26 protein-coding genes are annotated in these 24,690 nt (G+C 44.7%); 5 read left to right on the top strand and 21 right to left on the bottom strand.

Features of this window, described 5'->3' with window-relative positions:
* Positions 1 to 59: 59 nt before the first annotated feature.
* The 9 genes from iscX to trmJ all read right to left on the bottom strand — a co-directional run bounded on the left by iscX (position 60) and on the right by trmJ (position 6,507).
* On the bottom strand, positions 60 to 254 hold the full coding sequence (iscX, locus tag IJ23_RS06510; RefSeq protein ID WP_005381711.1) for a Fe-S cluster assembly protein IscX: 195 nt from the start codon (positions 252 to 254) through the stop codon (positions 60 to 62).
* A gap of 44 nt (positions 255 to 298) precedes the next feature.
* Complete coding sequence (fdx, locus tag IJ23_RS06505) at positions 299 to 637, bottom strand: ISC system 2Fe-2S type ferredoxin (RefSeq protein WP_005381713.1); 339 nt, start codon at positions 635 to 637, stop codon at positions 299 to 301.
* Between the two features lie 13 nt (positions 638 to 650).
* On the bottom strand, positions 651 to 2,504 hold the full coding sequence (gene hscA, locus IJ23_RS06500; protein WP_017820567.1) for a Fe-S protein assembly chaperone HscA: 1,854 nt from the start codon (positions 2,502 to 2,504) through the stop codon (positions 651 to 653).
* Between the two features lie 21 nt (positions 2,505 to 2,525).
* The gene (gene hscB / locus IJ23_RS06495; protein ID WP_033905803.1) at positions 2,526 to 3,041 is read right to left on the bottom strand and encodes a co-chaperone HscB; all 516 of its coding nucleotides are present in this window, start codon (positions 3,039 to 3,041) and stop codon (positions 2,526 to 2,528) included.
* Positions 3,042 to 3,096: 55 nt separating this feature from the next.
* Positions 3,097 to 3,420, bottom strand: a complete 324-nt coding sequence (iscA, locus tag IJ23_RS06490) for an iron-sulfur cluster assembly protein IscA (protein WP_005381717.1) — start codon at positions 3,418 to 3,420, stop codon at positions 3,097 to 3,099.
* A 70-nt stretch (positions 3,421 to 3,490) separates the two neighbouring features.
* Positions 3,491 to 3,874: a Fe-S cluster assembly scaffold IscU gene (gene iscU, locus IJ23_RS06485; protein WP_005381718.1), complete on the bottom strand. Its 384-nt coding sequence runs from the start codon at positions 3,872 to 3,874 to the stop codon at positions 3,491 to 3,493.
* A 38-nt stretch (positions 3,875 to 3,912) separates the two neighbouring features.
* A complete protein-coding gene (locus IJ23_RS06480) occupies positions 3,913 to 5,127 on the bottom strand; it encodes an IscS subfamily cysteine desulfurase (RefSeq protein WP_005381719.1) in 1,215 nt (404 codons plus the stop codon).
* Between the two features lie 28 nt (positions 5,128 to 5,155).
* On the bottom strand, positions 5,156 to 5,662 hold the full coding sequence (gene iscR, locus IJ23_RS06475) for a Fe-S cluster assembly transcriptional regulator IscR (RefSeq protein WP_005381720.1): 507 nt from the start codon (positions 5,660 to 5,662) through the stop codon (positions 5,156 to 5,158).
* 125 nt (positions 5,663 to 5,787) lie between these two features.
* The gene (gene trmJ, locus IJ23_RS06470) at positions 5,788 to 6,507 is read right to left on the bottom strand and encodes a tRNA (cytosine(32)/uridine(32)-2'-O)-methyltransferase TrmJ (protein WP_017633919.1); all 720 of its coding nucleotides are present in this window, start codon (positions 6,505 to 6,507) and stop codon (positions 5,788 to 5,790) included.
* A gap of 231 nt (positions 6,508 to 6,738) precedes the next feature.
* Between trmJ and suhB the strand changes: the two genes are divergently transcribed.
* Positions 6,739 to 7,542 carry an inositol-1-monophosphatase gene (gene suhB, locus IJ23_RS06465; protein ID WP_005381722.1) on the top strand — a complete coding sequence of 268 codons (804 nt, stop codon included), beginning with the start codon at positions 6,739 to 6,741 and terminating at the stop codon, positions 7,540 to 7,542.
* Positions 7,543 to 7,612: 70 nt separating this feature from the next.
* Here the strand turns inward: suhB and IJ23_RS06460 are convergent, their stop codons facing one another.
* The 8 genes from IJ23_RS06460 to IJ23_RS06425 form a co-directional block, all read right to left on the bottom strand.
* Positions 7,613 to 7,924: a hypothetical protein gene (locus IJ23_RS06460; protein ID WP_050550068.1), complete on the bottom strand. Its 312-nt coding sequence runs from the start codon at positions 7,922 to 7,924 to the stop codon at positions 7,613 to 7,615.
* A gap of 141 nt (positions 7,925 to 8,065) precedes the next feature.
* Positions 8,066 to 8,482, bottom strand: coding sequence for a hypothetical protein (locus IJ23_RS06455; RefSeq protein WP_017633921.1), 417 nt, complete (start codon positions 8,480 to 8,482; stop codon positions 8,066 to 8,068).
* A 164-nt stretch (positions 8,483 to 8,646) separates the two neighbouring features.
* The gene (gene secF, locus IJ23_RS06450) at positions 8,647 to 9,594 is read right to left on the bottom strand and encodes a protein translocase subunit SecF (protein ID WP_033905800.1); all 948 of its coding nucleotides are present in this window, start codon (positions 9,592 to 9,594) and stop codon (positions 8,647 to 8,649) included.
* 14 nt (positions 9,595 to 9,608) lie between these two features.
* Entirely contained in the window at positions 9,609 to 11,465 is a 1,857-nt protein-coding gene (secD, locus tag IJ23_RS06445) for a protein translocase subunit SecD (protein WP_005381724.1), read from the bottom strand.
* A 21-nt stretch (positions 11,466 to 11,486) separates the two neighbouring features.
* Entirely contained in the window at positions 11,487 to 11,816 is a 330-nt protein-coding gene (yajC, locus tag IJ23_RS06440; RefSeq protein WP_005381725.1) for a preprotein translocase subunit YajC, read from the bottom strand.
* A 177-nt stretch (positions 11,817 to 11,993) separates the two neighbouring features.
* Complete coding sequence (tgt, locus tag IJ23_RS06435; protein WP_005381727.1) at positions 11,994 to 13,130, bottom strand: tRNA guanosine(34) transglycosylase Tgt; 1,137 nt, start codon at positions 13,128 to 13,130, stop codon at positions 11,994 to 11,996.
* 147 nt (positions 13,131 to 13,277) lie between these two features.
* On the bottom strand, positions 13,278 to 14,330 hold the full coding sequence (queA, locus tag IJ23_RS06430; protein ID WP_005381728.1) for a tRNA preQ1(34) S-adenosylmethionine ribosyltransferase-isomerase QueA: 1,053 nt from the start codon (positions 14,328 to 14,330) through the stop codon (positions 13,278 to 13,280).
* Positions 14,331 to 14,598: 268 nt separating this feature from the next.
* Positions 14,599 to 15,765 (bottom strand): trypsin-like serine protease, encoded by a 1,167-nt coding sequence (locus IJ23_RS06425; protein WP_033905798.1) that lies wholly within the window; start codon positions 15,763 to 15,765, stop codon positions 14,599 to 14,601.
* A 323-nt stretch (positions 15,766 to 16,088) separates the two neighbouring features.
* Here IJ23_RS06425 and IJ23_RS06420 point away from each other — a divergent pair, with 323 nt between their 5' ends.
* Positions 16,089 to 16,538: a CBS domain-containing protein gene (locus IJ23_RS06420; RefSeq protein WP_152560889.1), complete on the top strand. Its 450-nt coding sequence runs from the start codon at positions 16,089 to 16,091 to the stop codon at positions 16,536 to 16,538.
* Between the two features lie 123 nt (positions 16,539 to 16,661).
* Here the strand turns inward: IJ23_RS06420 and aceA are convergent, their stop codons facing one another.
* The 3 genes from aceA to IJ23_RS06405 form a co-directional block, all read right to left on the bottom strand.
* Positions 16,662 to 17,975, bottom strand: a complete 1,314-nt coding sequence (aceA, locus tag IJ23_RS06415; RefSeq protein WP_005381733.1) for an isocitrate lyase — start codon at positions 17,973 to 17,975, stop codon at positions 16,662 to 16,664.
* A 120-nt stretch (positions 17,976 to 18,095) separates the two neighbouring features.
* The gene (gene aceB, locus IJ23_RS06410) at positions 18,096 to 19,724 is read right to left on the bottom strand and encodes a malate synthase A (protein ID WP_017820561.1); all 1,629 of its coding nucleotides are present in this window, start codon (positions 19,722 to 19,724) and stop codon (positions 18,096 to 18,098) included.
* Between the two features lie 606 nt (positions 19,725 to 20,330).
* Complete coding sequence (locus IJ23_RS06405; protein WP_005383681.1) at positions 20,331 to 21,236, bottom strand: hydrogen peroxide-inducible genes activator; 906 nt, start codon at positions 21,234 to 21,236, stop codon at positions 20,331 to 20,333.
* 199 nt (positions 21,237 to 21,435) lie between these two features.
* On the opposite strand from IJ23_RS06405, the gene IJ23_RS06400 reads away from it, so the two are divergent.
* The 3 genes from IJ23_RS06400 (at position 21,436) to ppk2 (ending at position 23,921) form a co-directional block, all read left to right on the top strand.
* Positions 21,436 to 22,047 (top strand): peroxiredoxin C, encoded by a 612-nt coding sequence (locus IJ23_RS06400; RefSeq protein ID WP_005381738.1) that lies wholly within the window; start codon positions 21,436 to 21,438, stop codon positions 22,045 to 22,047.
* A 283-nt stretch (positions 22,048 to 22,330) separates the two neighbouring features.
* Positions 22,331 to 23,074, top strand: coding sequence for a copper homeostasis protein CutC (locus IJ23_RS06395; protein ID WP_152560892.1), 744 nt, complete (start codon positions 22,331 to 22,333; stop codon positions 23,072 to 23,074).
* 70 nt (positions 23,075 to 23,144) lie between these two features.
* Positions 23,145 to 23,921: a polyphosphate kinase 2 gene (gene ppk2, locus IJ23_RS06390; RefSeq protein WP_005381743.1), complete on the top strand. Its 777-nt coding sequence runs from the start codon at positions 23,145 to 23,147 to the stop codon at positions 23,919 to 23,921.
* A gap of 62 nt (positions 23,922 to 23,983) precedes the next feature.
* On the opposite strand, the gene phoU is transcribed toward ppk2, so the two are convergent.
* Positions 23,984 to 24,682, bottom strand: coding sequence for a phosphate signaling complex protein PhoU (phoU, locus tag IJ23_RS06385; protein ID WP_005381744.1), 699 nt, complete (start codon positions 24,680 to 24,682; stop codon positions 23,984 to 23,986).
* Positions 24,683 to 24,690 lie beyond the last annotated feature (8 nt).

The following is a 24,690-nucleotide window of genomic DNA, read 5'->3' as shown; positions in this document are numbered from 1 at the left end:
CGGACCTAAAGGTCCGCTTTTTTTAGTAAGAATTGTTAACTAGGCTGTGTTTTACAGACTTAGTCTGCTTCGTCCATCCAGCACATGATAACGGCTTCTAGAATCTTTTCATTAGAACGGTTTGGCTCATCGTCAAACTCATCTAACTCCATGATCCATTGATGAAGATCGGTAAAACGCACTGTTTTTGGATCGACATCTGGAAACTTGTCACAAAGTTCAATCGCGATATCGCGAGAATCTGTCCATTTCATTGCTCATCTTCCTTTTGCTTCTTCCCTATATTGGGAAGATAGTTTTAGTGATCTTCTGAAGCGTGGTTTAGTGTGTATTTAGGAATTTCTACCACCAAGTCTTCATCAGCGATTCTCGCCTGACACCCTAGGCGTGACTCAGGCTCTAGACCCCACGCTTTATCTAGCATGTCGTCTTCTAGTTCTTCACTTTCTTCTAGTGAATCAAAACCTTCACGGATGATTACGTGGCAGGTAGTACACGCACATGACTTCTCACACGCATGTTCAATACCGATACCGTTTTTTAGCGCTACGTCTAGAACGGTGTCACCAGAGTTTGCTTCCAACACTGCACCTTCTGGGCACAAATCGTCGTGTGGTAATACAATAATCTTAGGCATAACTACTTATCTCTTATATATCGTCTACTGATTGACCTGACAACGCAGCTCGAATCGATTTATCCATACGGCGTGATGCGAAATCTTGACTCGCTTTATCGGTATCTTTAATGCCTTGCTCTATCGCATCTGCATCATCACCATTACGCAGCTCAATCAAGGCTTCGATGGCTTTAATCAAGTTTTGTTTCTCTTGTTCTGATAGTAAGTCATCACCATCAGCTTGCATCGCTGCAATCAAACCTTCTATCACTCGGTCGGCTTCAACACGCTGCTCAGCTAAGGCACGAGCTTGCATGTCTTCTTTTGCGTGCGTCATTGAATCACGCAACATATCCGCCACTTCATTGTCACTTAAGCCGTAAGAAGGTTTTACTTGAATCTCTGATTGAACACCAGTGCTCTTCTCCATTGCCGTAACAGAAAGAAGGCCATCTGCGTCAACTTGGTAAGTCACGCGAATATGTGCCGCACCCGCTGCCATCGGAGGAATACCTTTTAACGAGAAGCGAGCAAGTGAACGACAGTCATCAACCATTTCACGTTCACCTTGTACCACATGAACACTCATCGCCGTTTGGCCATCTTTGAATGTGGTAAATTCTTGCGCACGCGCAACGGGAATCGTAGTGTTGCGGGGGATGATCTTCTCGACCAAACCACCCATGGTTTCAATACCGAGCGACAGTGGAATCACATCAAGAAGCAACATTTCAGAGTCAGGTTTGTTACCCGCTAGGATATCAGCTTGAATACCCGCACCGATTGCAACAACTTCATCTGGGTTAATGCTTGTCAGTGGTGTACGGCCAAAGAATTCGCCAACCATTTCTCGTACAAGCAATGTGCGTGTTGAGCCACCAACCATGACGACCTCGAGTACTTCATCTGCGTCGACATCCGCATCTTTTAATGCGCGACGACAAGACATCAGGGTTTTCTTCACTAGCGGACGAATCAGATCTTCGAACTGCTCGCGAGTCACGGTGCCTTTCCAACCAAAAACGTCAACGTCAACACTGTCTTGCTCAGAGAAAGCAATCTTAGCTTCAGTAGCAATGTTCAACAGTGTACGGTTCTTTTCTGCAGAAAGCGGCGCTTCTAGACCCGCTTGCTCCATTAAATAATCGGCAAATAAATGGTCGAAGTCGTCACCGCCTAATGCAGAGTCGCCACCTGTTGCTAATACTTCAAATACGCCTTTCGATAAACGTAGGATAGAGATATCAAAAGTACCGCCACCTAGATCGTAAACCGCAATCACACCTTCTTGACCTGAGTCTAGGCCATAAGCAATTGCCGCAGCGGTTGGTTCGTTAAGTAGACGGAGAACATGAAGACCAGCTAATTTCGCCGCATCTTTTGTACCTGCACGTTGCGCGTCATCAAAGTAAGCAGGAACGGTAATAACGACACCTGCTAACTCACCACCTAACGTATCTTCAGCTCGCTTACCCAATACTTTTAGGATGTCCGCAGATACTTCAATCGGGTTTTTGTCACCTTGAGGTGTTTGCAAAATTGGCAGGCCGTTTTCACTCTCTTTAAAACGATAAGGAAGTGAAGAGTAACGGGACTGAATGTCCTTTAATGAACGACCGATCAAACGTTTTACAGAGATAATCGTGTTCTCTGGTTCAAACTCTGCTTTGGCTTTGGCTTCGTGGCCGACCGTTAACGTTTCCTCAGCGTAATTAACGACTGAAGGTAAAATAGTACGGCCCTGCTCGTCCGCAAGTGGAGTTGCATCGCCGCTACGTACAGAAGCAACCAAAGAGTTGGTAGTACCTAAGTCGATACCCGCTGCTAACTTATGCTCATGAGGTGCCGAGCTTTGGCCCGGTTCTGCGATTTGAAGTAGTGCCATGATAGGTCCTTGTCACGCTTACTAGCCGAGGAGTTTGTCTTCGACTAGCTCAATTTCGTTCTTTAGTTTGGCAATGAATTTTAGCTTACGAACTCGGTCTGCGGCTTCAGCCCATAGACCATCATCAAGCTCTTGCTCGACGCTTGCCAGATGCTGTTTGTACATTTTGCTGACCTTAGAGTCGAAGTCAAAAAGCGCCGATTCAGGATCGGACTTGTCAGCAATCTCTTCCAGTTCTTCGCGCAGTTCCATTTGCTCCATTAAGAACATCGGATCTTGCATTGTTTGCTGTTCACCTCGGATCTCAACACCTTGCTCTGCGAGGATATACTCGGCGCGAGAAATAGGATTTTTCAGAACTTGATAGGCATCGTTGATTTGCGCCGCCTTTTGCACCGCCATCAAACGGTCACGTTCTGAGCCCGTTGCAAAGTTATCCGGGTGGAAGCGTTTTTGTAGTTCTCGGAACTGAGAAGAAAGAAGGCTACCATCCAGCTTAAACTGACTTGGTAGCCCAAATAATTCAAAGTGATTCATTAAGTTCGGGTCCTAGTAAAGCCTTCCGGACTCGTTTGCCCAGAAGGACAATCAATTAGACGTTGAAGCTTTCACCACAACCACATTCACTTTTCGCGTTAGGGTTGTTGAATTCAAAACCTTCATTCAACCCTTCTTTCACGTAATCCAATTCAGTACCATCTAGGTACACTAAGCTCTTTTGATCGATGATAATTTTCACTCCAGAGAGTTCAAATACTTCGTCTTCTTCATTGAGCTCATCAACAAACTCAAGTACGTATGCCATGCCGGAACAGCCAGTCGTCTTCACTCCAAGACGTAAACCGATACCTTTGCCTCGGTTATCTAGGAATGCTCTTACGCGACTTGCCGCTGATTCTGTCATTGTGATGGCCATACTGCACCTTAGTCTGTCTAAATTTCGATTGGAATGGGAGCGTCAAAGCTCCCATTATATTACGGAATAATTATTCTTGGTGTTTTTTCTTGTAGTCAGCAACCGCTGCTTTGATTGCATCTTCAGCAAGAATAGAACAGTGAACTTTCACTGGTGGAAGCTCTAGCTCTTCAGCAATCTCAGAGTTTTTAATTGCTGCCGCTTCATCAACTGACTTACCTTTTACCCACTCAGTTACTAGTGAGCTTGATGCGATTGCACTACCACAACCGTATGTTTTGAACTTCGCATCTTCGATGATACCTTCAGGTGTCACTTTGATTTGAAGCTTCATTACGTCACCACACGCAGGAGCGCCAACCATGCCGCTACCTACTGATGGATCTTCTTTATCGAATGAACCAACGTTACGTGGGTTCTCGTAGTGATCAATTACTTTTTCGCTGTATGCCATGATAAATTACCTCGAATCCTCTATTTCAATCCCTGAGATTAATGGTGAGCCCATTCAACAGTGCTCAAATCAATCCCTTCTTTGTACATATCCCATAGAGGAGACATGTCGCGTAGCTTAGTCACTGCAACGCGGATTTGTTCAATTGCGTAATCAATTTCTTCTTCAGTCGTGAAACGACCAAACGAGAAACGAACCGAGCTGTGAGCCAATTCGTCATCCATGCCTAGGGCACGAAGAACGTAAGAAGGCTCAAGGCTTGCAGACGTACAAGCACTACCAGAAGATACCGCTAGATCTTTAAGCGACATTAGTAGTGATTCACCTTCTACGAATGCGAAACTGATGTTTAGGTTGTGTGGTACACGCTGCTCAAAGTCACCGTTTACCGTCACTGCTTCTAAGTCTTTCACGCCATCAAAAAGACGGTTACGAAGCGCTAAAGCATGATCGTAATCTTTTTGCATGTCTTCTTTTGCAATGCGGAATGCTTCACCCATGCCTACGATTTGGTGAGTAGGTAGTGTACCAGAGCGGAAACCACGCTCATGACCGCCACCGTGCATTTGCGCTTCAAGACGAATACGAGGCTTACGACGTACGTAAAGTGCACCGATACCTTTAGGACCGTAAACTTTGTGAGCAGAAAGTGAAATTAGATCAACTTTCATCTCTTGAACGTCGATTGGTAATTTACCTGCAGATTGCGCAGCGTCCACGTGGAAAACAATTTTACGCTCACGGCACAGTTCGCCGATCGCTGTAATGTCTTGAACCACACCAATCTCGTTGTTTACATGCATAATAGACACAAGCACGGTGTCATCACGCATGGCTGCTCTAAGCTTCTCTAGATCGATCAAGCCATTTGATTCTGGCTCAAGGTAAGTCACTTCAAAGCCTTCACGCTCAAGTTGACGACATGGGTCAAGAACGGCTTTGTGCTCTGTTTTACAAGTGATTACGTGCTTGCCTTTCTTCGAGTAAAAGTGCGCTGCACCTTTAATCGCAAGGTTGTCTGATTCTGTCGCACCAGATGTAAATACGATTTCGCGAGGATCTGCATTTAGAAGGTCAGCAATTTGCTCACGAGCAGTATCGACCGCTTCTTCTGCCTGCCAGCCGTAACGGTGCGAACGTGACGCTGGGTTGCCAAATGTGCCATCCATTGTCATGTACTGAACCATTTTTTCAGCAACACGTGGATCAACTGGACATGTAGCGGAATAATCAAGATAAATCGGCAGTTTCATTCTCTACTCCAATGTAAAAAGCTGACCGCTAAGAGCGGACGTTTACACCGATGGGCGCGGCGGTTGTATTTTTGTTTGATAGCCCATGGGTTACCGCCAGATCAATGTCCTGACGATCAGAAATTTCGAGTACTTCATTGTCTGTCATCAACTCACCAAGAGTGATGTTATTCAAAAAGTCACTAATGCGAGAGCTTAGGTCACGCCACAGCGTGTGAGTAAGGCAACGTGTTCCACCTTGGCAATCTCCTTTACCTTGGCATTTGGTTGCATCTACTGACTCATCAACGGCAGCAATCACGGTACCAATAGCGATACTGTGAGCGTCGGCACCAAGTCGGTAACCACCACCAGGACCACGAACGCTGGCAACGAGACCTGCTTTACGCAATTTTGAAAATAGCTGCTCTAAGTAAGAGAGCGAGATCCCTTGACGCTCTGAAATATCAGCCAGAGGTACAGGGTTTTGTTGCGAATGCAGTGCCACATCCAGCATGGCTGTCACCGCATATCTTCCTTTAGATGTAAGTTTCATACCACACCGTATCCACATGGTTTGTAATGGTTAAGATTTTTCCATACCTGAGTAATTTGGTCAAGTATTTATTTGACCATTTTACTCAGGTATTCATCCTCACATCTAAAGTGGTTATTATTCACTCAGAACTTCTTTTCTATCGAAGTCAAAACGCCTCGTAGAATATTAAGTTCTTGGGTTTCTGGTCGAGCACGAGAGAACAAACGGCGCAACTTATTCATCACCTGTCCAGGTTGCTCTTTGTTAATAAACTGGGTCTCAACCATCACCTTTTCAAGATGCTCGAAGAACAATTCGAGTTCTCGATGACGCGGGTATTCTTCCGATTCATTTGGGGAAAACTGGCTTTGCTCTAAGTTCAAGTGTGCAACTCGCACTTCGTAACTGAGAGTTTGTACAGCCATCGCTAGGTTAAGCGAGCTGTACTCAGGATTAGCGGGAATACAAACATGGTAGTGGCACTTTTGTAGCTCTTCGTTTGTCAAACCAGTTCTTTCTCGGCCAAACACGAGCGCAACCGGATGCTTTCGGCCTTCAACTGCAAATTTCTCACCGCATTCACGTGGCTCGAGCATTGGCCATTCTAATGTACGAGAGCGGGCGCTAGAACCCACAACAAGGCCACAATCTTCAACCGCTTCTTCTAATGTGCCGACAATCTTTGCATTTTGAGCAATATCACCAGCACCCGCAGCTAAAGCAAGAGTTTGTTCATCCACTTCACATTGTGGATCGACTAATACTAGTTGGTTTAAACCCATCACTTTCATTGCTCGAGCTGCTGAGCCAATATTGCCTGAATGAGAGGTACCTACGAGTACAATTTTTACTTGATCCAACATCTGTGTTTGCTACCTAAATTAAAACCGCAGAATGTTATCATAGTTTTTTAAGACACCCTAGAGGCAAGCAGACCTCTCTTCTCATTCTTGGTTATTGTTCTCGTCCGCAGTATGATCTGTACACTCAGTCGGCCGCAATTAGAGTAAAAAATAACCACTTCCCTTTTTGATTATCTCTGGTATACTCGCCGCCGCTTTCATTTGTTCTTTAACATCCGTTGGGAAATTCGTATGCATCCAATGCTAAACATTGCTATTCGCGCTGCGCGAAAGGCAGGCAATCATATTGCTAAATCATTAGAAAACACTGATAAAGTAGAATCTACTCTTAAAGGCACTAATGACTTTGTCACTAACGTAGACAAAGAAGCAGAATACATCATCATCGATACTATCAAGCAGTCTTACCCTGAGCACTGTATCGTTGCTGAAGAACAAGGTCTTATCGAAGGTAAAGATAAAGACGTACAATGGATCATCGACCCACTGGATGGCACCACTAACTTTGTAAAAGGTTACCCAACTTTCGCGGTTTCTATCGCTGTTCGTATTAAGGGCAAAACTGAAGTTGCTTGTGTTTACGATCCAATGCAAAACGAGCTATTCACTGCACAACGCGGTGCCGGCGCTCAACTAAACAGTGCACGTATTCGTGTTGCTCAACTAAAAGACCTTCAAGGTACTGTTCTAGCAACAGGCTTCCCATTCAAGCAGAAACAACACGCTGAGTCTTACATCAAGATCGTTGGTGCGCTATTCACTGAATGTGCTGATTTCCGTCGTAGCGGCTCTGCTGCTCTTGACCTTTGTTACGTGGCTGCTGGCCGTGTTGATGGTTACTTCGAGCTAGGCCTAAAACCTTGGGATATGGCAGCAGGTGAGCTTATTGCTCGTGAAGCTGGCGCAATCCTAACAGACTTTGCTGGCGGCACTGACTACATGAAGTCTGGTAACATCGTTGCTTCAAGCGCTCGTGGCGTAAAATCTATCCTTAAGCACATCCGCGAAAACGGTAACAGCGCGATCCTTAAGTAAGATTTGAAAGTCATATATAGCCCGTCACGCTGATGACTTTAGAAAGCCCCGCTCATTGAGCGGGGCTTTTTTATTTCGAACAATCAGCCTGTTTGTAGAAACGGTCGTAGTCAGATAAGTGGTCTATTTTTACGTGCTTAACCTTCCATATTTGTTCCTTCATTAAAAACTGCAGCGAAACCGTGACTGGCTGGTATACATCACCAAAGCCGTTTACAGAAAGACATCCAACTCCTCCACCCTCACTGTACTCTTCAAAGTAAGACAGCTCTGTAACCAAACTTGATGGGATAGATGATAAAAATGGAAATTGATGACCAAATTTTATTGGGTGAGACTTAATACTGTTCAGCTCTTCAATCGATAGATTTGGTCCTGCCATAGCTTCTACCACCTCTATATACTGCATCTTGTATAAATTATTACGTATATCAAGGTAAGTATCGTGGAGTGGACTTGCGATGCAGGGCGTTGAAACACTTAGTAAAACCGGAATAGGTAGAATTCTATTTAGCATAACCAACTAAACCCCAGCTTCACGGAGCGCTTGATCAATTTTACTCGGCTTAAATCTGTACTTACAAAGCCCCCACTCGCACTGCTCTAAAAGCTCACGGACATTTACCTGCCCAGTAACTCCAAAGGAAACAACACCAAAAAGAGAAACACTCCCACTGTATGTCAAAACACCATCACGAGTAGTTTTAAAAGTAACAGAAACGGCTTTTAATTTTATGCCCAGCTCTTCAACCATTTCTTTTGAAACTTCAAACTTAGTAAATCCAAGCTCACCAGATAAAGTTACTTTACCTGACTCATCAACTGCTAACTTGAACCTTTTCCCTCCAGTAACTAGCTTGGTGGTAACACCTTTATTGTGCTTGTAAGAAATCTCTACAAACTTCAGTAACTGTACTTTTATTTCAGCTTGCCTTGACATTATTTCCTCCCGAAATTGTTGAACATACTTCCGATATTCAACTCAATCAAAAAACTACAATTCAAGCTGGAAGTACCTCAAAAAAAAATGAAACTTTCAAATCTATCAGGCATAAAAAAACCGCTGATTGTTCAGCGGTTTTTGTTTTCGGTTCTCAATCTGCCTTATGGCATTTCGTCGAACTCTGCACCCTCTTTTTCTACTTGAGGTGGCATCAAGTGCTCTTTCTGGATACCCAGTTTTAGAGCCAGTGCTGATGCTACGTAGATAGAAGAGTAAGTACCTACAGTGATACCGAGTAAAAGTGCGGTTGCAAAGCCGTGAATCATAGCACCACCCTGCATGAACAGTGCAATTACCACGAACAACGTCGTACCAGATGTAATCAATGTACGGCTCAACGTTTGAGTGATTGAGGCGTCCATAATGTCTGAAGGTTCACCCTTACGCATCTTACGGAAGTTTTCACGAATCCGGTCAAATACAACGATGGTATCGTTGAGTGAGTAGCCCACAACCGTCAGTAGCGCAGCTACGATAGTCAGGTCAACTTCAATTTGTAGAAACGAGAAGACACCTAGCGTGATAATTATATCGTGAGCCAATGCCATTACCGCACCAGCCGCTAGACGCCATTCAAATCGCATCGATACATAAAGCAGGATACAGATCAGCGATACCAAGATCGCTAGACCACCAGCTTCTGTTAGCTCATCACCAACGTTGGGACCTACGAACTCAATACGACGCATTTCTACGCTTTCGCCAGTACCATCTTTGATAGCACCAATGATTTGGTTACCTAGCGTTTCACCAGAAACGTCATCACGTGGACGAAGACGGACCATGACTTCACGAGCACTACCGAAGTTTTGTACTGTCGCATCACTAAAGCCTTTGGAATCTAGTGCTGCACGAATCTCTTCAAGGTTTGCTGGCTGTTCAAAACCGACCTCGATAAGCGTACCGCCAGTGAAATCTAGACCCCAATTAAGCCACTTGGTTGACAAAGTGAAGATAGAAGCAGCAATCATTATAATTGAAAAAACGAATGCTACTTTCGACCAACGCATAAAGCCGATCGTCTTCTCTGCTTTTAGAATTTGAAACATATTAATTCCCAGCCTTAGATCGACAATTTATCAACGCGTTTGCCACCGTAGATCAGGTTCACGATACAACGTGTACCAATAATGGCGGTGAACATTGAAGTTAAGATACCGATAGATAGAGTAACTGCGAAACCTTTCACCGCACCTGTACCGACCGCAAATAGAATGATTGCAGTAATTAGTGTTGTGATGTTCGCATCAGCAATCGTGCTGAATGCATTCGCGTAACCTTGGTGAATCGCTTGTTGTGGACTACGTCCATCACGAATTTCTTCACGGATACGCTCGAAGATCAGTACGTTCGCATCAACCGCCATACCGACTGTTAACACGATACCGGCTATCCCCGGAAGCGTCATGGTAGCGCCTGGAATCATCGACATAACACCAATGATAAGCACCAAGTTTGCCATTAGAGCGATGTTTGCAATCAAACCAAAGCCGCGGTAGTAAAGCAGCGTAAATAGCATTACGGCAACCATACCCCAGATACATGCTTGGATACCCATATCGATGTTTTGCTGGCCCATTGATGGACCAATGGTACGTTCTTCAACGATAGAGATAGGTGCAATCAGTGCACCAGCACGTAGTAGAAGTGCTAGGTTGTGTGCTTCTGCAGCAGAGTCGATACCTGTGATACGGAAGTTACGACCAAGAGCCGATTGAATCGTTGCTTGGTTGATGACTTCTTCATGCTTATCCAGAATAACTTTGCCTTCAGGCGTACGACGGCCACTGTCTTTGTATTCTGCAAACACGGTAGCCATTAGCTTACCAATGTTCTTCTTAGAGAACGCAGACATCTTATTACCACCTTCGCTGTCTAGCGAGATGTTAACTTGTGGACGACCATATTCATCAACACTTGAGCTTGCATCTGTGATGCTTTGACCGCCAAGAATAACGCGCTTCTTAAGCACAACTGGGCGACCATCACGGTCCATCTTGATTTCACTACCTGCTGGCGCACGACCATTTGCCGCTGCCGATAGGTCAGCTTTATCATCAACTTCACGGAATTCAAGCGTTGCCGTAGCTCCGAGAATTTCTTTTGCACGAGCAGTGTCTTGAACACCAGGCAGTTCAACCACAATGCGACTAGCACCTTGACGTTGAACCAATGGTTCCGCAACACCTAGTTCGTTGACACGATTACGTAAAATCGTAATGTTTTGCTCAACAGCATAGTTACGGATCTCTTGTAAACGTTGCTCAGTAAAGGTTGCAGTAAGAGCGTAACGGCCATTTGAATCAGAATCGACAAAAATCATGTCCGGGTGATTCTTTTCTAGCGTTGCTTTCGCTTCTGCTAATTGCTCTTCGTTACGCAACAACACTTCTACCGCTTCTTTTCCAGAAGGGCGGATTGCACGGTAACGAATCTTGGCGTCACGAAGTTCGCTACGGAAAGCTTCTTCTTGTTGACCAACAAGCTTTTCCATCGCTGCATCCATATCCACTTCCATTAAGAAGTGAACACCACCGCGAAGGTCAAGACCTAGCTTCAATGGTGACGCGCCAATCGCTTCTAGCCAATCGGGTGTAGAAGGTGCAAGGTTAAGTGCAACAATTGTGTCTTTGCCTAGCGCTTCGCTGATGACATCACGAGCACTGATTTGTGTGTCAGTGTCGTTAAAACGAACAAGAATTGATCCATCTTCGAGAGCAATGGATTTATGAGAAAGTTGCTCTTTGTTAAGAGCAGTAGTGACAGCATCCAGCGTTGACATATCTACAGAGGCGCCACGCGCCCCTGTAACTTGAATAGCCGGATCTTCACCGTAGATATTTGGAAGTGCGTATAACGCAGCGGTGATGATGGCAAAAAGCACCATCAAGTACTTCCATAATGGATAACGGTTTAGCACAGCGAGGATCCTTTAGCTGTTTTATAGAGACTTAAGCGTACCTTTTGGTAGCACTGCAGTGATGAAGTCTTTCTTGATTACTACTTCATTGTTCGCGTTAAGCTCAATTGAAATGTAGTCATTGTCTTCAGCAATCTTAGTGATTTTACCCACTAGGCCACCGCTAGTTAAAACTTCGTCGCCTTTGCCCATAGAAGCCATTAGGTTTTTGTGTTCTTTTACGCGTTTCGCTTGTGGGCGGTAAATCATGAAGTAAAAGATCACTGCGAACATGCCAAGCATGATTAGCATTTCAAAACCACCGCCTGCTGGCGCGCCTTCTGCTGCTGCGTGAGCCTGAGAAATAAACATTAAAACATCCTCATTATATTTTATTGATAATCAAACAAATTGGGCTTTCGCATTTTAGATTCAAGTCTGAGAGTAACTAATAGAGATCGCTCTCTCAAAAATAACGTGCGTTAGCCTACTTTATTAGCAAAAGCCTCTGGCGACATGCCAAAGGCTTTAATTCTTTTAGTTTTTCAATTACTGCTCTTTTGCTAGTGGTGGCACTTCACGGCCACGACGCTCATAGAACTCAGTAACAAATTCATCGAAGCGATCTTCATCAATTGCTTTACGAATGCTTTCCATCAGACGCTGGTAGTAACGCAGGTTATGGATTGTATTCAAGCGAGCGCCTAAGATTTCATTACAACGCTCTAAATGGTGAAGGTACGACTTGCTGTAGTTTTGACAAGTGTAACAGTCACAATGCGGATCCAATGGTGTTGTATCCGTTTTATGTTTCGCATTACGGATCTTGATCACACCACCAGTCACAAATAAGTGACCATTACGTGCGTTACGCGTTGGCATTACACAGTCAAACATGTCGATACCACGACGAACACCTTCAACCAAGTCTTCTGGCTTACCTACGCCCATCAAGTAGCGAGGTTTGTCTTCAGGAAGTTGAGGACAAGTATGCTCAAGAATACGGTGCATGTCTTCTTTAGGCTCACCTACTGCCAAACCACCAACCGCGTAACCGTCAAAACCGATTTCCGTTAGACCTTTTACCGACACATCACGTAAATCTTCGTAAACACCACCTTGGACAATACCAAATAGGTTGTTCGGGTTTTCTAGCTTCTCGAAGTGGTCACGTGAACGCTGTGCCCAGCGTAATGACATTTCCATCGATTTCTTCGCTTCATCGTGTGTCGCTGGGTAAGGCGTACACTCGTCAAAAATCATAACGATGTCAGAGCCCAGGTCTTTTTGAATTTCCATCGACTTTTCTGCGTCCATGAAAATCTTGTCACCGTTTACTGGGTTACGAAAGTGAACACCTTCTTCAGTGATCGTACGCATCTTACCAAGGCTGAATACTTGAAAGCCGCCTGAATCAGTAAGAATAGGACCGTGCCAGTTCATAAAATCGTGCAGGTCACCGTGCATTTTCATCACTTCTTGACCAGGACGTAGCCACAGGTGGAACGTATTACCTAGCAGAATTTCTGCACCAGTACCTTTTACTTCTTCTGGTGTCATACCTTTAACGGTACCGTAAGTACCTACTGGCATGAACGCAGGAGTTTGAACAGTGCCGCGTTCGAAAGTCAGTTGACCACGACGTGCATTGCCGTTTTTCTTCTTAAGATCGAATTTTAATTTCACGATGCCTCCGGGTGTCAGAGAAACAGTCTGACTGAGTGTTTAGGGCTCTACCCTACTTTAAGGAGCGGTCGCTTTTCCTTGCGAGAGACAAAGCAATGGATGCTTTATTTCCTAGCTTACTGCTAGCACTCGTAAATCTATTTTTAACTACGCTGTTTTCTTCTTGATGAACATTGAATCGCCATACGAGAAGAAACGGTATTTGTTTTCCACCGCATGTTTGTAAGCATTCATGGTGTTCTCGTATCCAGCAAATGCACTCACCAACATGATCAGTGTTGATTCAGGCAAGTGGAAGTTTGTGATCAAGCAATCCACTAGCTGATATTCGTAACCAGGGAAAATAAAGATTTCAGTATCGCCAAAGAATGGGGCCAGCTCAGTCCCTTTTTGCAATGCGTCTTGCGCTGCACTTTCAAGTGAACGCACAGATGTGGTACCAACAGCAATAATTCGTCCGCCACGCGCTTTCGTCGCTTTAATTGCTTCGACGACTTCTTGCGGTACTTCTACGTACTCGGCATGCATGTGGTGATCGTTGATATTTTCCACTTTTACTGGCTGGAATGTACCCGCCCCAACGTGCAAAGTAACGTAAGCAAACTCTGCACCTTTCGCTTTGATTTTCTCCAAGAGAACATCATCAAAGTGAAGGCCCGCTGTCGGTGCCGCAACCGCACCTGGCTTTTGATTATATACCGTTTGGTAACGCTCTTTATCTGCATCTTCGTCTGGACGGTCGATGTAAGGAGGAAGCGGCATATGGCCGATTTCTTCCAGAATTTCTAGTACCGTCTTATCAGAACTAAATTTCAGTTCAAATAAAGCATCATGGCGTGCAACCATTTCTGCTGAATATTCATCATTCTCGCCAACAATAATGGTTGTACCTGGTTTTGGTGATTTAGAGCAACGAACGTGCGCGAGGATGCTTTTCTCATCCAACATACGCTCCACCAGCACTTCTAATTTACCGCCCGATTCCTTGCGGCCAAAAAGACGAGCAGGAATAACGCGAGTATTATTAAACACCACTAAGTCACCGGGTTGAACTTGGCCCAATACATCAGTAAATGTGCCATCAATGAGCTCTCCGGTATTGCCGTCCATTTGCAGCAGTCGGCTAGCGGTACGCTCTGGTTGAGGGTAGCGAGCGATGAGTTCATCTGGAAGGTCGAAATGGAAATCTGATACTTGCATGTTACTTGTCTTATCTATTGGTCAAATCACGTCTAGGCGACGATAAAATTGCGACGAGTTTTTCGCAGCAGACTAGTATATGTTTACATGCTGCAATAGCAAGCAAATCACCAGAATATAGCAGTAAAAGCCATGGTGAAGAGTGTAATAAAACGTGAAAAGCCTCGATTACTTGGCACTATTTTTAATTTGAGCCCCAAAGAGAGAACATGAAAAAAGCAAAGCAGCGTATACCGCTGCTTATTAGTTTGGCATTCCAATCGCCCTATCAAACCTCACGCTTTCGCCACAAGAATAACGGCACGAATAAACCCAATAACCAAAACCCTAGACTGCCACCTTCATCATCTGAGCCTTTGAAATCACAGTTATTGGTCGCAATGCCATCGTGACACTCTTTATTGTCACCACTTTCATTGTTAGCACTTTTGATAAAATTCGGCGCAATGATGTAACGACTTGGTGGCGCATCGGCAGTGATGTAAGACTGTACCCAGTCGTAATAGTGGCTCACCTTGGTGTAGAAACTTGGGATCGTCAAAGAGCCACACGTTGGTAGAATAAGGGGGCCGCCACTAACAATACCAATTTGTTTGCCGGTCGCCACATCGACCAACGGGCCACCACTGTCACCTTTACATGCAGAGTTGCCATATTGAGTATGGCTATCTGGCTCCAATACATGGTTTTGTGTTGGTAGCGTACAAATTTTGGTTTGGTTGTCTCTTGAATCAATGATCCCCGGAAAACTGCTGCCAATTTCTAAACGCTCATAACATTTGTCGATGGGTAAAAATGTGCTAATGGTGGTTTTGAGCGTATTAGAAGGTTCAGAAGCATCCGGCTGAGTAGCCCCCCATCCAAACACTTGCACATTTTCGACACGTTGATTGGTCAGGTAATTATCGTTCCAATCCGCCGCCAAACGTGCTTCGATACTCTCCATGTCAACTTTACTCGCTAGGTCAGCAAAGCTCGCGTTTGCCACTGGGCGCGTGAGATACAGCAACGCGATGTCTGAATCTAAACCGGTTTGGATAGGTTTCACGTTGCCATTACTGTCGGCCTCAGCTTTTGAAATCCGGGTGTAATCCGGATGAACCACAACGTGAGACACCGGATAGAAGTTATCAAGCCCTGCAGAATTAAGTTCATACACATTCGCATTCACCGACAACTCACCCGGCGGGGTCACATAGTAGGTTGCTTCATTGGTTCCTTGTCCCATCACCACACAGTGCGCCGCAGTCAGTACCCATTGCTCTGTCAGCATCGTTCCCCCACACAGCGGAAACTCTGCCATATTACTTGCTCGCAAAGTAACGCGGTCAACAGGATCGGTTTGTTCATCTCCTAACACAATCGCCTGTGTTGATGGCACACTGAATGCCGCCACTGCCAGCGCAATAAGTTTGTTACACGTTGTTCGTTTCATCTAGGTTGCTGTCTTCAATTTGGTAAGCCTGGGCGTATCTTCTTCGAGAGAAGAATCTTGGAAAATCCAGCGAATAAAAATGTGCGATTCAATTCATTGGATTACCTTGGGGACACATTCAATATCAACTAAAAATGCCAACTGACTCGCACACAAACCGACTTATTCAAATTAATAAAAACACCAATAAAACACCAATAAAACACAGATTACGCAGCCCATCAGCATTGTGCTATTTAATTGATGAAAAACGAGTTAGCTCCCAGATATACAGAAAAATATTCTCTATATTTAAGAGAAGGACAATGCCGCTGGAGGTCTCTATGATCAAGGTTGAAGACATGATGACTCGTAATCCTCATACCTTACTGCGCACGCACACCTTGCGTGATGCAAAAAGCATGATGGATGCGCTTGATATTCGACACATTCCGGTTGTTGATGCCAATAACCACTTACAAGGCTTGGTGACTCAACGCGACATTCTTGCTGCTCAAGAATCGAGCTTGCACCCAGATGAGGCTGAACAATCTTTTACTTTTGACACACCGCTCTACGAAATGATGCACACCAATATCATGACGGCAGAGCCTATCGCGGGGCTCAAAGAGAGCGCTATCTATATGCAAAAGCATAAAGTTGGCTGTCTACCTGTTGTCACCAAAGGTCGATTGGTCGGCATTATTACTGATAGTGACTTCGTGACGATTGCGATTAACTTATTGGAACTACAAGAAGAAGTGGAACCTGAAGAAATCGAGCAGGAAGAATAGTACGCAAGCGTATTCTCTTTGTTGTAAGTTTCGTTTTTACACCGGTTAAACGAAAAAAGAGCGGCAGGGTTGCCGCTCAAAATGCCATTACTGACGCTGATTAAGGAAGTGTTTCTCTGCCAATTAGAATTGGTCTTCTTCGGTCGAACCTGTCAATGCTGTCACTGAAGAGTTACCACCTTGGATAGTATTGGTCATTCTATCGAAGTAACCTGTACCTACTTCTTGTTGGTGCGCAACAAACGTATAACCTTTTTCAGCCGCTTGGAATTCAGGACGCTGAACTTTCTCAACATAATGACGCATACCTTCACCTTGAGCGTAAGCGTGTGCCAGTTCAAACATGTTGAACCACATGTTGTGAATGCCTGCTAGCGTGATGAATTGGTACTTGTAGCCCATGTCTGCAAGCTCTTGTTGGAACTTAGCAATGGTTTCTGCATCTAGGTTTTTCTCCCAGTTGAATGAAGGCGAGCAGTTGTATGCCAACAATTGATCTGGGTATTCAGCGTGAATTGCTTCTGCAAACTTACGTGCTTCTTCCAAACATGGCGTAGCCGTTTCACACCAAATCAAGTCTGCATATGGTGCGTAAGCCAGACCGCGAGAAATCGCTTGGTCGATACCCGCGCGAACGCGGTAGAAACCTTCTTGAGTGCGCTCACCTTCAATAAAGTCTTTATCATATGGGTCGCAATCTGAAGTAATGAGATCCGCCGCATTCGCATCAGTACGAGCAATAACTAATGTTGTTGTTCCCGCTACGTCAGCAGCCAAACGAGCTGCAACGAGCTTTTGTACAGCTTCTTGCGTAGGAACTAATACCTTACCACCCATATGACCACACTTTTTCACCGATGCTAACTGGTCTTCAAAGTGAACGCCCGCGGCACCGGCTTCGATCATCGATTTCATTAGTTCGTAAGCGTTAAGCACACCACCAAAGCCCGCTTCCGCATCCGCTACGATAGGTAGGAAGTAATCAATACCACCTTCATCTTCAGGCGTCTTACCAGCAGCCCACTGAATTTGGTCTGCACGACGGAATGAGTTGTTGATACGCTTTACTACTGACGGTACAGAATCTACTGGGTAAAGAGATTGGTCTGGATACATCGTCGAAGCGGTGTTGTTATCCGCCGCTACCTGCCAGCCTGACAGATAGATCGCTTCAATACCTGCCTTAGCTTGTTGAACGGCTTGACCACCCGTTAGCGCACCAAGACAGTTTACGTAACCTTTTTTCGCACTACCGTTGACCAGTGACCAAAGTTTGTCTGCACCACGTTGTGCAATTGTGTTTGCAGGCACCATAGAGCCACGCAGTTCCACCACTTCCTCGGCAGTGTAAGTACGCTTCACATTTTTCCAGCGTGGGTTAGTTGCCCAGTCTTTTTCCAGAGCTTCAATTTGTTGGCGGCGAGTTAAGTTAGTCATTGGTCTATCCCTCTTTATAATTTGCACTTTATGCGTGTGCGTTGAGTTTCCGTTCTCAGGCAGTACTTCCCTATCTGCCTTGAAAATCCTTCACGTTATTGGTGTTACAGTTATTCTTTATTAATCCAGGTAGTCATAACCAGGAACTGTCAAAAAGTTGGTCAGTTCATCGCTCGTCGTGAGCCTTGCCATTAAGTCTGCTGCTTCTTCAAATCGACCCGCATGGTAGCGCTGCTCGCCAATTTCTTGCTTCACGACTTCAATCTCCTCTTTGAGATAGAGCTCGAACAGCTCTTTAGTGACCTTTAATCCGTTGTCTAGCGACTTGCCGTGTTGAATCCATTGCCAGATAGAGGCGCGTGAGATTTCTGCCGTTGCTGCGTCTTCCATCAGTCCGTAAATCGGCACACAACCATTGCCAGAAATCCAAGCTTCGATGTATTGCAGCGCAACGCGAATATTGTGGCGCATTCCGCCTTCAGTGCGCTCGCCTTCACAAGGCTCAAGCAGTTCAGCTGCTGTAATAGGCGCATCCTCTGCACGGCTCACATCCAACTGGTTGGTGCGTTCACCCAGCACAGCACTAAAGACTTCCATAGCAGTGTCAGCCAAACCTGGATGAGCCACCCAAGTACCGTCGTGGCCGTTGTTAGCTTCTAACGATTTGTCAGTCTGGATCTTGTCTAATACTTTTTGATTCTCTTTCGGGTCTTTAGCTGGGATAAATGCGGCCATTCCTCCCATCGCGAAAGCACCTCGTTTATGGCAAGTACGTACCAATAATCGCGAGTAAGCGTTTAAGAATGGCTTGTCCATCGTTACCACTTGGCGATCTGGCAGTACTCGGTCTGAGTGTTTTTTCAATGTTTTGATATAGCTAAAGATGTAATCCCAGCGACCACAGTTCAAACCAACGATGTGTTCTTTAAGCGAGAACAGAATCTCGTCCATTTCGAATACCGCTGGTAAGGTTTCAATCAGCACAGTCGCTTTGATGGTGCCTGTATCCAAACCGAAATAGTCTTCCGTGAAATGGAACACTTCGCTCCACCACTTCGCTTCGTGATGCGATTGCAGTTTTGGAAGGTAGAAATAAGGGCCGCTGCCTTTTTGAAGTAACGCTTTGTAGTTGTTATAGAAATACAGTGCGAAATCGAATAGCGCACCTGGAATGATCTGACCGTGCCACGTAACGTGTTTTTCTTTTAAATGAAGGCCGCGAACACGGCAGATCAACACCGCTGGGTCATCTTCCAGCTGATAATGTTTGCCATTGCCAGGATTGGTGTAACTGATGGTGCCATTAACAGCATCGCGCAAGTTAATTTGACCATCCAGCACTTTACTCCATGCAGGAGACATTGAATCTTCGAAGTCTGCCATGAACACTTTTACATTCGCATTCAGTGCGTTAATCACCATCTTGCGGTCAGTTGGTCCGGTAATCTCCACACGGCGATCTTGCAGATCTTGTGGGATTCCTAGGATCTTCCAACTTCCTTCACGGATGTCTTGTGTCTCTGGTAGAAAATCTGGTAGCTCACCAGCATCAATACGTGCTTGCTTCTCTTCTCTTGCTTCCAGCAACTGTTCAACACGTCCGGCAAATTTTTCACACAGTAGAGATAAAAAGGTTTGGGCTTCAACAGGGAAAATTGCTTGATGTTCTGGAGCAACGACTCCATTCACCTCAAGCATGCCTTGGGTTTGCTTTAGTTGTTGTGTTTTTTGTTCTGTCTGAGCAAGCATAATCATTCATCCTTAACGTGCTTTATCAATCTTGGGCAGTCAGCGTAAAGCTACATTTGTAAGTTATGAACAACAAATTACATCCTTTAACTTTGTGTTCAACTCGTCTAGCCATGCCGATAGATTGCGTAATGCTACGTGTATTTTCAATCTAGACATAAGTCGTATCGGCCTTTAAATAAGCTATATCAACAAAGGGTTTAGTGAAACCCCTAATATAAACAAAACAGAAAATTCAAAGTTTTATTCCGCAAGGTAAAAACCATCTATCAAGCGCCTTATTTTGTAAGTTATTACGTAATAAAATTACATTAAATTTAAAGTCGCTTTATAATTTCAAACAAGCGTATGAATATTGACAGGTAAACAAACACCTTGTATTCACAAGGGCTGAAGAGATGGATTTAAACAGGGGTCAAACAAGACATGCAGGGCTTTGTGTAAAATTAACATTGTGAAATTTCACTATTTTATGAAAGCTTCATCAAAGAAGAGCTGTAAAATTTTACAAGTCAAAGTTTACCAGCAGAATAAAATACTAGAAAGCGCACTGTTTCCAGTGCGCTTTTAGATAAATAATGGAGAAGTAAGGGCTAATACTAATAGCTAAAGCAGCTCTGAAACGACTTCTGCAAGTTGATTAAATGTTTTCGTTCTTGACGAGCTCGGACGCCAAACTAAGCCGATTTCGCGATAAGCTTGTTTACCTGGAGGATCGATCACGACTAAATTCTGGTTATGCAGCAAGCCATGGTCGATAGCCATTTGAGGAATGAACGTTGTTCCCAAACCATTCGCAACCATTTGCACCAGTGTATGGAGGCTGGTTGCCGTAAACGGATTGATTTTTTCTTTGTCTGTTAATTTACACGCTGATACCGCATGTTCCGTTAAGCAATGTTCTTTCTCTAGTAGAAAGACGGATTCGTCAGGTAAATCCGCGTAACGAATCGGCACAGGGACCGATTGGGCTTGATTAGCGCTTATAACCATTCGAAACGGATCCTTACCCACTACTCGGCTTTCCATGCCATCAATTTCGACTGGTAACGCTAAAATAAGCACATCCAGCTCACCATGTCTGAGCGCTTGAAGTAAGTTTGTCGTCGTGTCTTCTCTTAATAAAAGATTCAGTTGTGGAAAACGGTAGTTCACCTCTTGTACCAAATCACACAGTAAAAACGGAGCAATTGTTGGTATACATCCTACTTTTAGCTGGCCTTGCATATCGTCGCCTTGGCACATACGTCCAAGCTCGACCAAATCTTGCCCTTTTGCTAACAGCTCTCGCCCCTGCTTTACTACCATTTCTCCTGTTTGGGTAAAAACCAGTGGACTTTTCTTGTCTTTCTTTTCATATAATGGACAGCCAATCAACTCCTCTAAGTTTTGAATACCCTTACTTAAAGTCGACTGACTGACAAAACAACGCTCTGCAGCGTCACTAAAATGTCTTGTTTCATGCAGTGTGACTAAATAGTGTAACTGCTTCAAACTGGGCCATTTATTCATAATTGTATTTGTATCTACCGCCGTTCCAGTGATCGAGTTAAGAGTTTTGTTATTATCGTTTTTTTCGATTAACTCAATCTATTTATTTCGCTTTTTTCAATACTACAATCTGTACTATAGTTTGTCTCGTACAAACACGAACCAAACCGACACAACTGAATTCGGTTTGGAGCTAACCATACTTTTTAGGAGCAAAAAAATGGTACTAGTAGGTCGTCAAGCCCCTGATTTTACTGCAGCAGCTGTTCTAGGTAACGGTGAAATCGTTGAAAACTTCAACTTTGCAGAGTTCACTAAAGGTAAGAAAGCAGTAGTATTCTTCTACCCACTAGATTTCACTTTCGTTTGCCCATCTGAGCTAATCGCATTCGACAACCGTCTAGCTGACTTCCAAGCTAAAGGTGTTGAAGTAATCGGTGTTTCTATCGATTCTCAGTTCTCTCACAACGCATGGCGTAACACTGCTATCGAAGATGGCGGTATCGGTCAAGTTAAGTACCCACTAGTTGCTGACGTTAAGCACGAAATCTGTAAAGCTTACGACGTTGAGCACCCAGAAGCAGGCGTTGCTTTCCGTGGCTCTTTCCTAATCGACGAAGAAGGCGTTGTACGTCACCAAGTAGTTAACGACCTACCACTAGGCCGTAACATCGACGAAATGCTACGCATGGTTGACGCTCTTAACTTCCACCAGAAGCACGGCGAAGTATGTCCTGCACAATGGGAAGAAGGTAAAGCAGGTATGGACGCATCTCCAAAAGGTGTTGCAGCGTTCCTATCTGAGCACGCAGCTGACCTAGGCAAAAAATAATAGACCTTCACCCTAGCTCAACGGGTGTGATGGTTGGATGTATATAAAGCAATAAGCTAATGCGGAAAACCGCAAACGCCAATCAGTCTAAGTAAAGTCCTATCAAAGCCCAGAGCCTCTGCTCTGGGCTTTCTTTTTCCTTCAGATAAACCGCCAAAATGAGGTAACGCTTTAGCGTAAACTTTACCTCTATTTATCATCCCCTCCATACAGATTCTGCTTACTGGCCCTGTTAATATCTTAGCCACAACACTTATTTGTAACGTTAGCAGGATAAATGAACGTGGTTACTCACCTAGAAGTCTGTATTGATAATATTGAATCTCTGCACTACGCCATTGCTGGCGGCGCCACTCGGATTGAACTTTGCTCCTCTTTGGCTTTAGGCGGACTAACACCCAGTTATGGCTTTATGCAGCAAGCGGCTAAGCTTTCTAGTGTTCCAGTTTATGCCATGATCCGCCCACGCCAAGGTGACTTCTTCTACAATGAAGAAGAGATCGAAATGATGCGTTGGGATATTGAAGCGGTTCACCAATCAGGCTTGAGCGGTGCCGTGTTCGGCGTGCTCACTCAAGACGGTGATATTCATATGCCTTACGCGGCTACGCTGTGTGAATTTGCTCAAGCGCTTGGCTTAGGCGTGACCTTCCATCGTGCCTTTGACCAGTGTCGTGACGCTGAAAAAGCTTTGGAAGAAGTGATCAGCTTAGGTTGTGAACGTATTTTAACCTCCGGTCTTGCGCCTTCAGCACCACAAGGGATCGATGTGCTTAGAGCTTTGGTTAAGCAAGCCCAAGGACGTATAGCAATCATGGCGGGTGCTGGCGTTAATGCGAGTAACGTACGTGAGCTAGTAGAAGACACTCAAGTTCCTGAAATCCATCTGTCAGGCAAAACCACACGCCCTAGCCAAATGACCTTTGTTGCTGAACAAAGCAAAATGGGCGCATCCGATGTCGATGATTTTTTAATCCCCATCACAAGTACACAAGCCATTACCGATGTCGTAGCAGCTCTCAAATAGACCACCGTAACCTCACGCGCATAGCTTTTGAGTGCTAACATATTGTTTATCAAGGAGTGAGGAAATGTGTATGTCTAAATTGAAGAAAAAGGAATACGAAAAGGAGCTCAAAAACCTTCAAGTTGAGCTCGTAAAACTTCAAGAGTGGGTCAAACACAAAGGGTTAAAAGTGGTGGTTCTGTTTGAAGGACGTGATGCTGCGGGCAAAGGCGGAGTGATAAAGCGAATTACAGAAAAGCTAAACCCGCGTGTTTGTCGCGTAGTGGCTCTGCCTGCACCGACCGAAAAAGAAAAAACGCAATGGTACTTCCAACGTTACGTCGCTCATTTACCATCTGCTGGTGAAATCGTTTTATTTGACCGAAGTTGGTATAACCGAGCAGGTGTCGAAAAAGTCATGGGGTTCTGTACTCCAGACGAATACGAGGAGTTTTTACGCTCTTGCCCTGAATTCGAGAGAATGTTGCAACGCTCTGGGATTATTCTGATTAAGTATTGGTTTTCGGTTTCAGACGAAGAGCAGGAAAAACGTTTTCTAGGTCGAATTAATACGCCGATCAAACGTTGGAAATTCAGCCCCATGGATTTGGAGTCACGTCATCGCTGGGCGGAGTATTCGGAAGCAAAAGATAAGATGTTTGCCTATACAGACACGAAAAACTGCCCTTGGTGGGTCGTCCCTTCTGATGACAAAAAGAAAGCGCGCTTGAACTGTATCAGTCATTTACTAAGCCAGATTGACTACAAAGCACTTGAGTACTCACCCATCGAATTACCTGAACTCAATAAAGAAGGTTACGTCAGAGCGCCCATTGATGATCAGACCTTCGTTCCTGATAAATATTGACGTGCTTTCCTTCTCTCTAATAAATAGGCCAGCCTAAAAGCTGGTCTATTTGTTGAAGTCAGTTACTTCAGTACGTCATCAATACTTTGATCACCTAGGTGGCGTACATCTTTCCCTTTCACAAAGTAAATAATGTATTCACAGATGTTCTGGCAGCGGTCCCCCACGCGTTCAATCGCGCGTGCAGACCACATCACTTGCAGAATATTAGGGATATTTTTTGGATCTTCCATCATGTAAGTCATCAACTGACGAATCACCGCTTCATACTCGGCGTCTAGTTTGTCATCTTGTTTGTGCACCTCTGCTGCCGCTTCTACATCCATACGGGCAAACGCGTCTAAAACCTGATGCAGCATATTAATTGCCTGACGGCAGAGAGGCTCTAACGACACTTGGAATTGTCGTTCTTTTGATGATGGGCTTTCAATGGCAACGTAAGCAATACGTGTCGCCACGTCACCGATACGTTCTAAATCAGTGATCGTTTTGATGATAGCCATAATTAAGCGCAAGTCTTTTGCCGTTGGCTGACGCTTAGCAATAATGCGTGTACAAGCGTCATCGATCGAGACTTCCATCGCATTCACTTTATGATCGTCACGCACAACCTTACGCGCCAGTTCGATGTCTTCTTTATGCAAGGCTTGAATAGCATACGAAAGCTGCTGTTCTACCAAGCCCCCCATGGTTAATACATGAGTACGAATCGATTCTAGCTCTACGTTAAACTGTCCTGAAATATGACGTCCAAAGTGCATGATGTTCC

The organism is Vibrio sp. OY15, from assembly GCF_000742455.1.
Taxonomy (GTDB): domain Bacteria; phylum Pseudomonadota; class Gammaproteobacteria; order Enterobacterales; family Vibrionaceae; genus Vibrio; species Vibrio alginolyticus.
The sequence above is the reverse complement of the archived record's forward strand: the minus strand, read 5'-3'. Positions and strand labels throughout refer to the sequence as shown.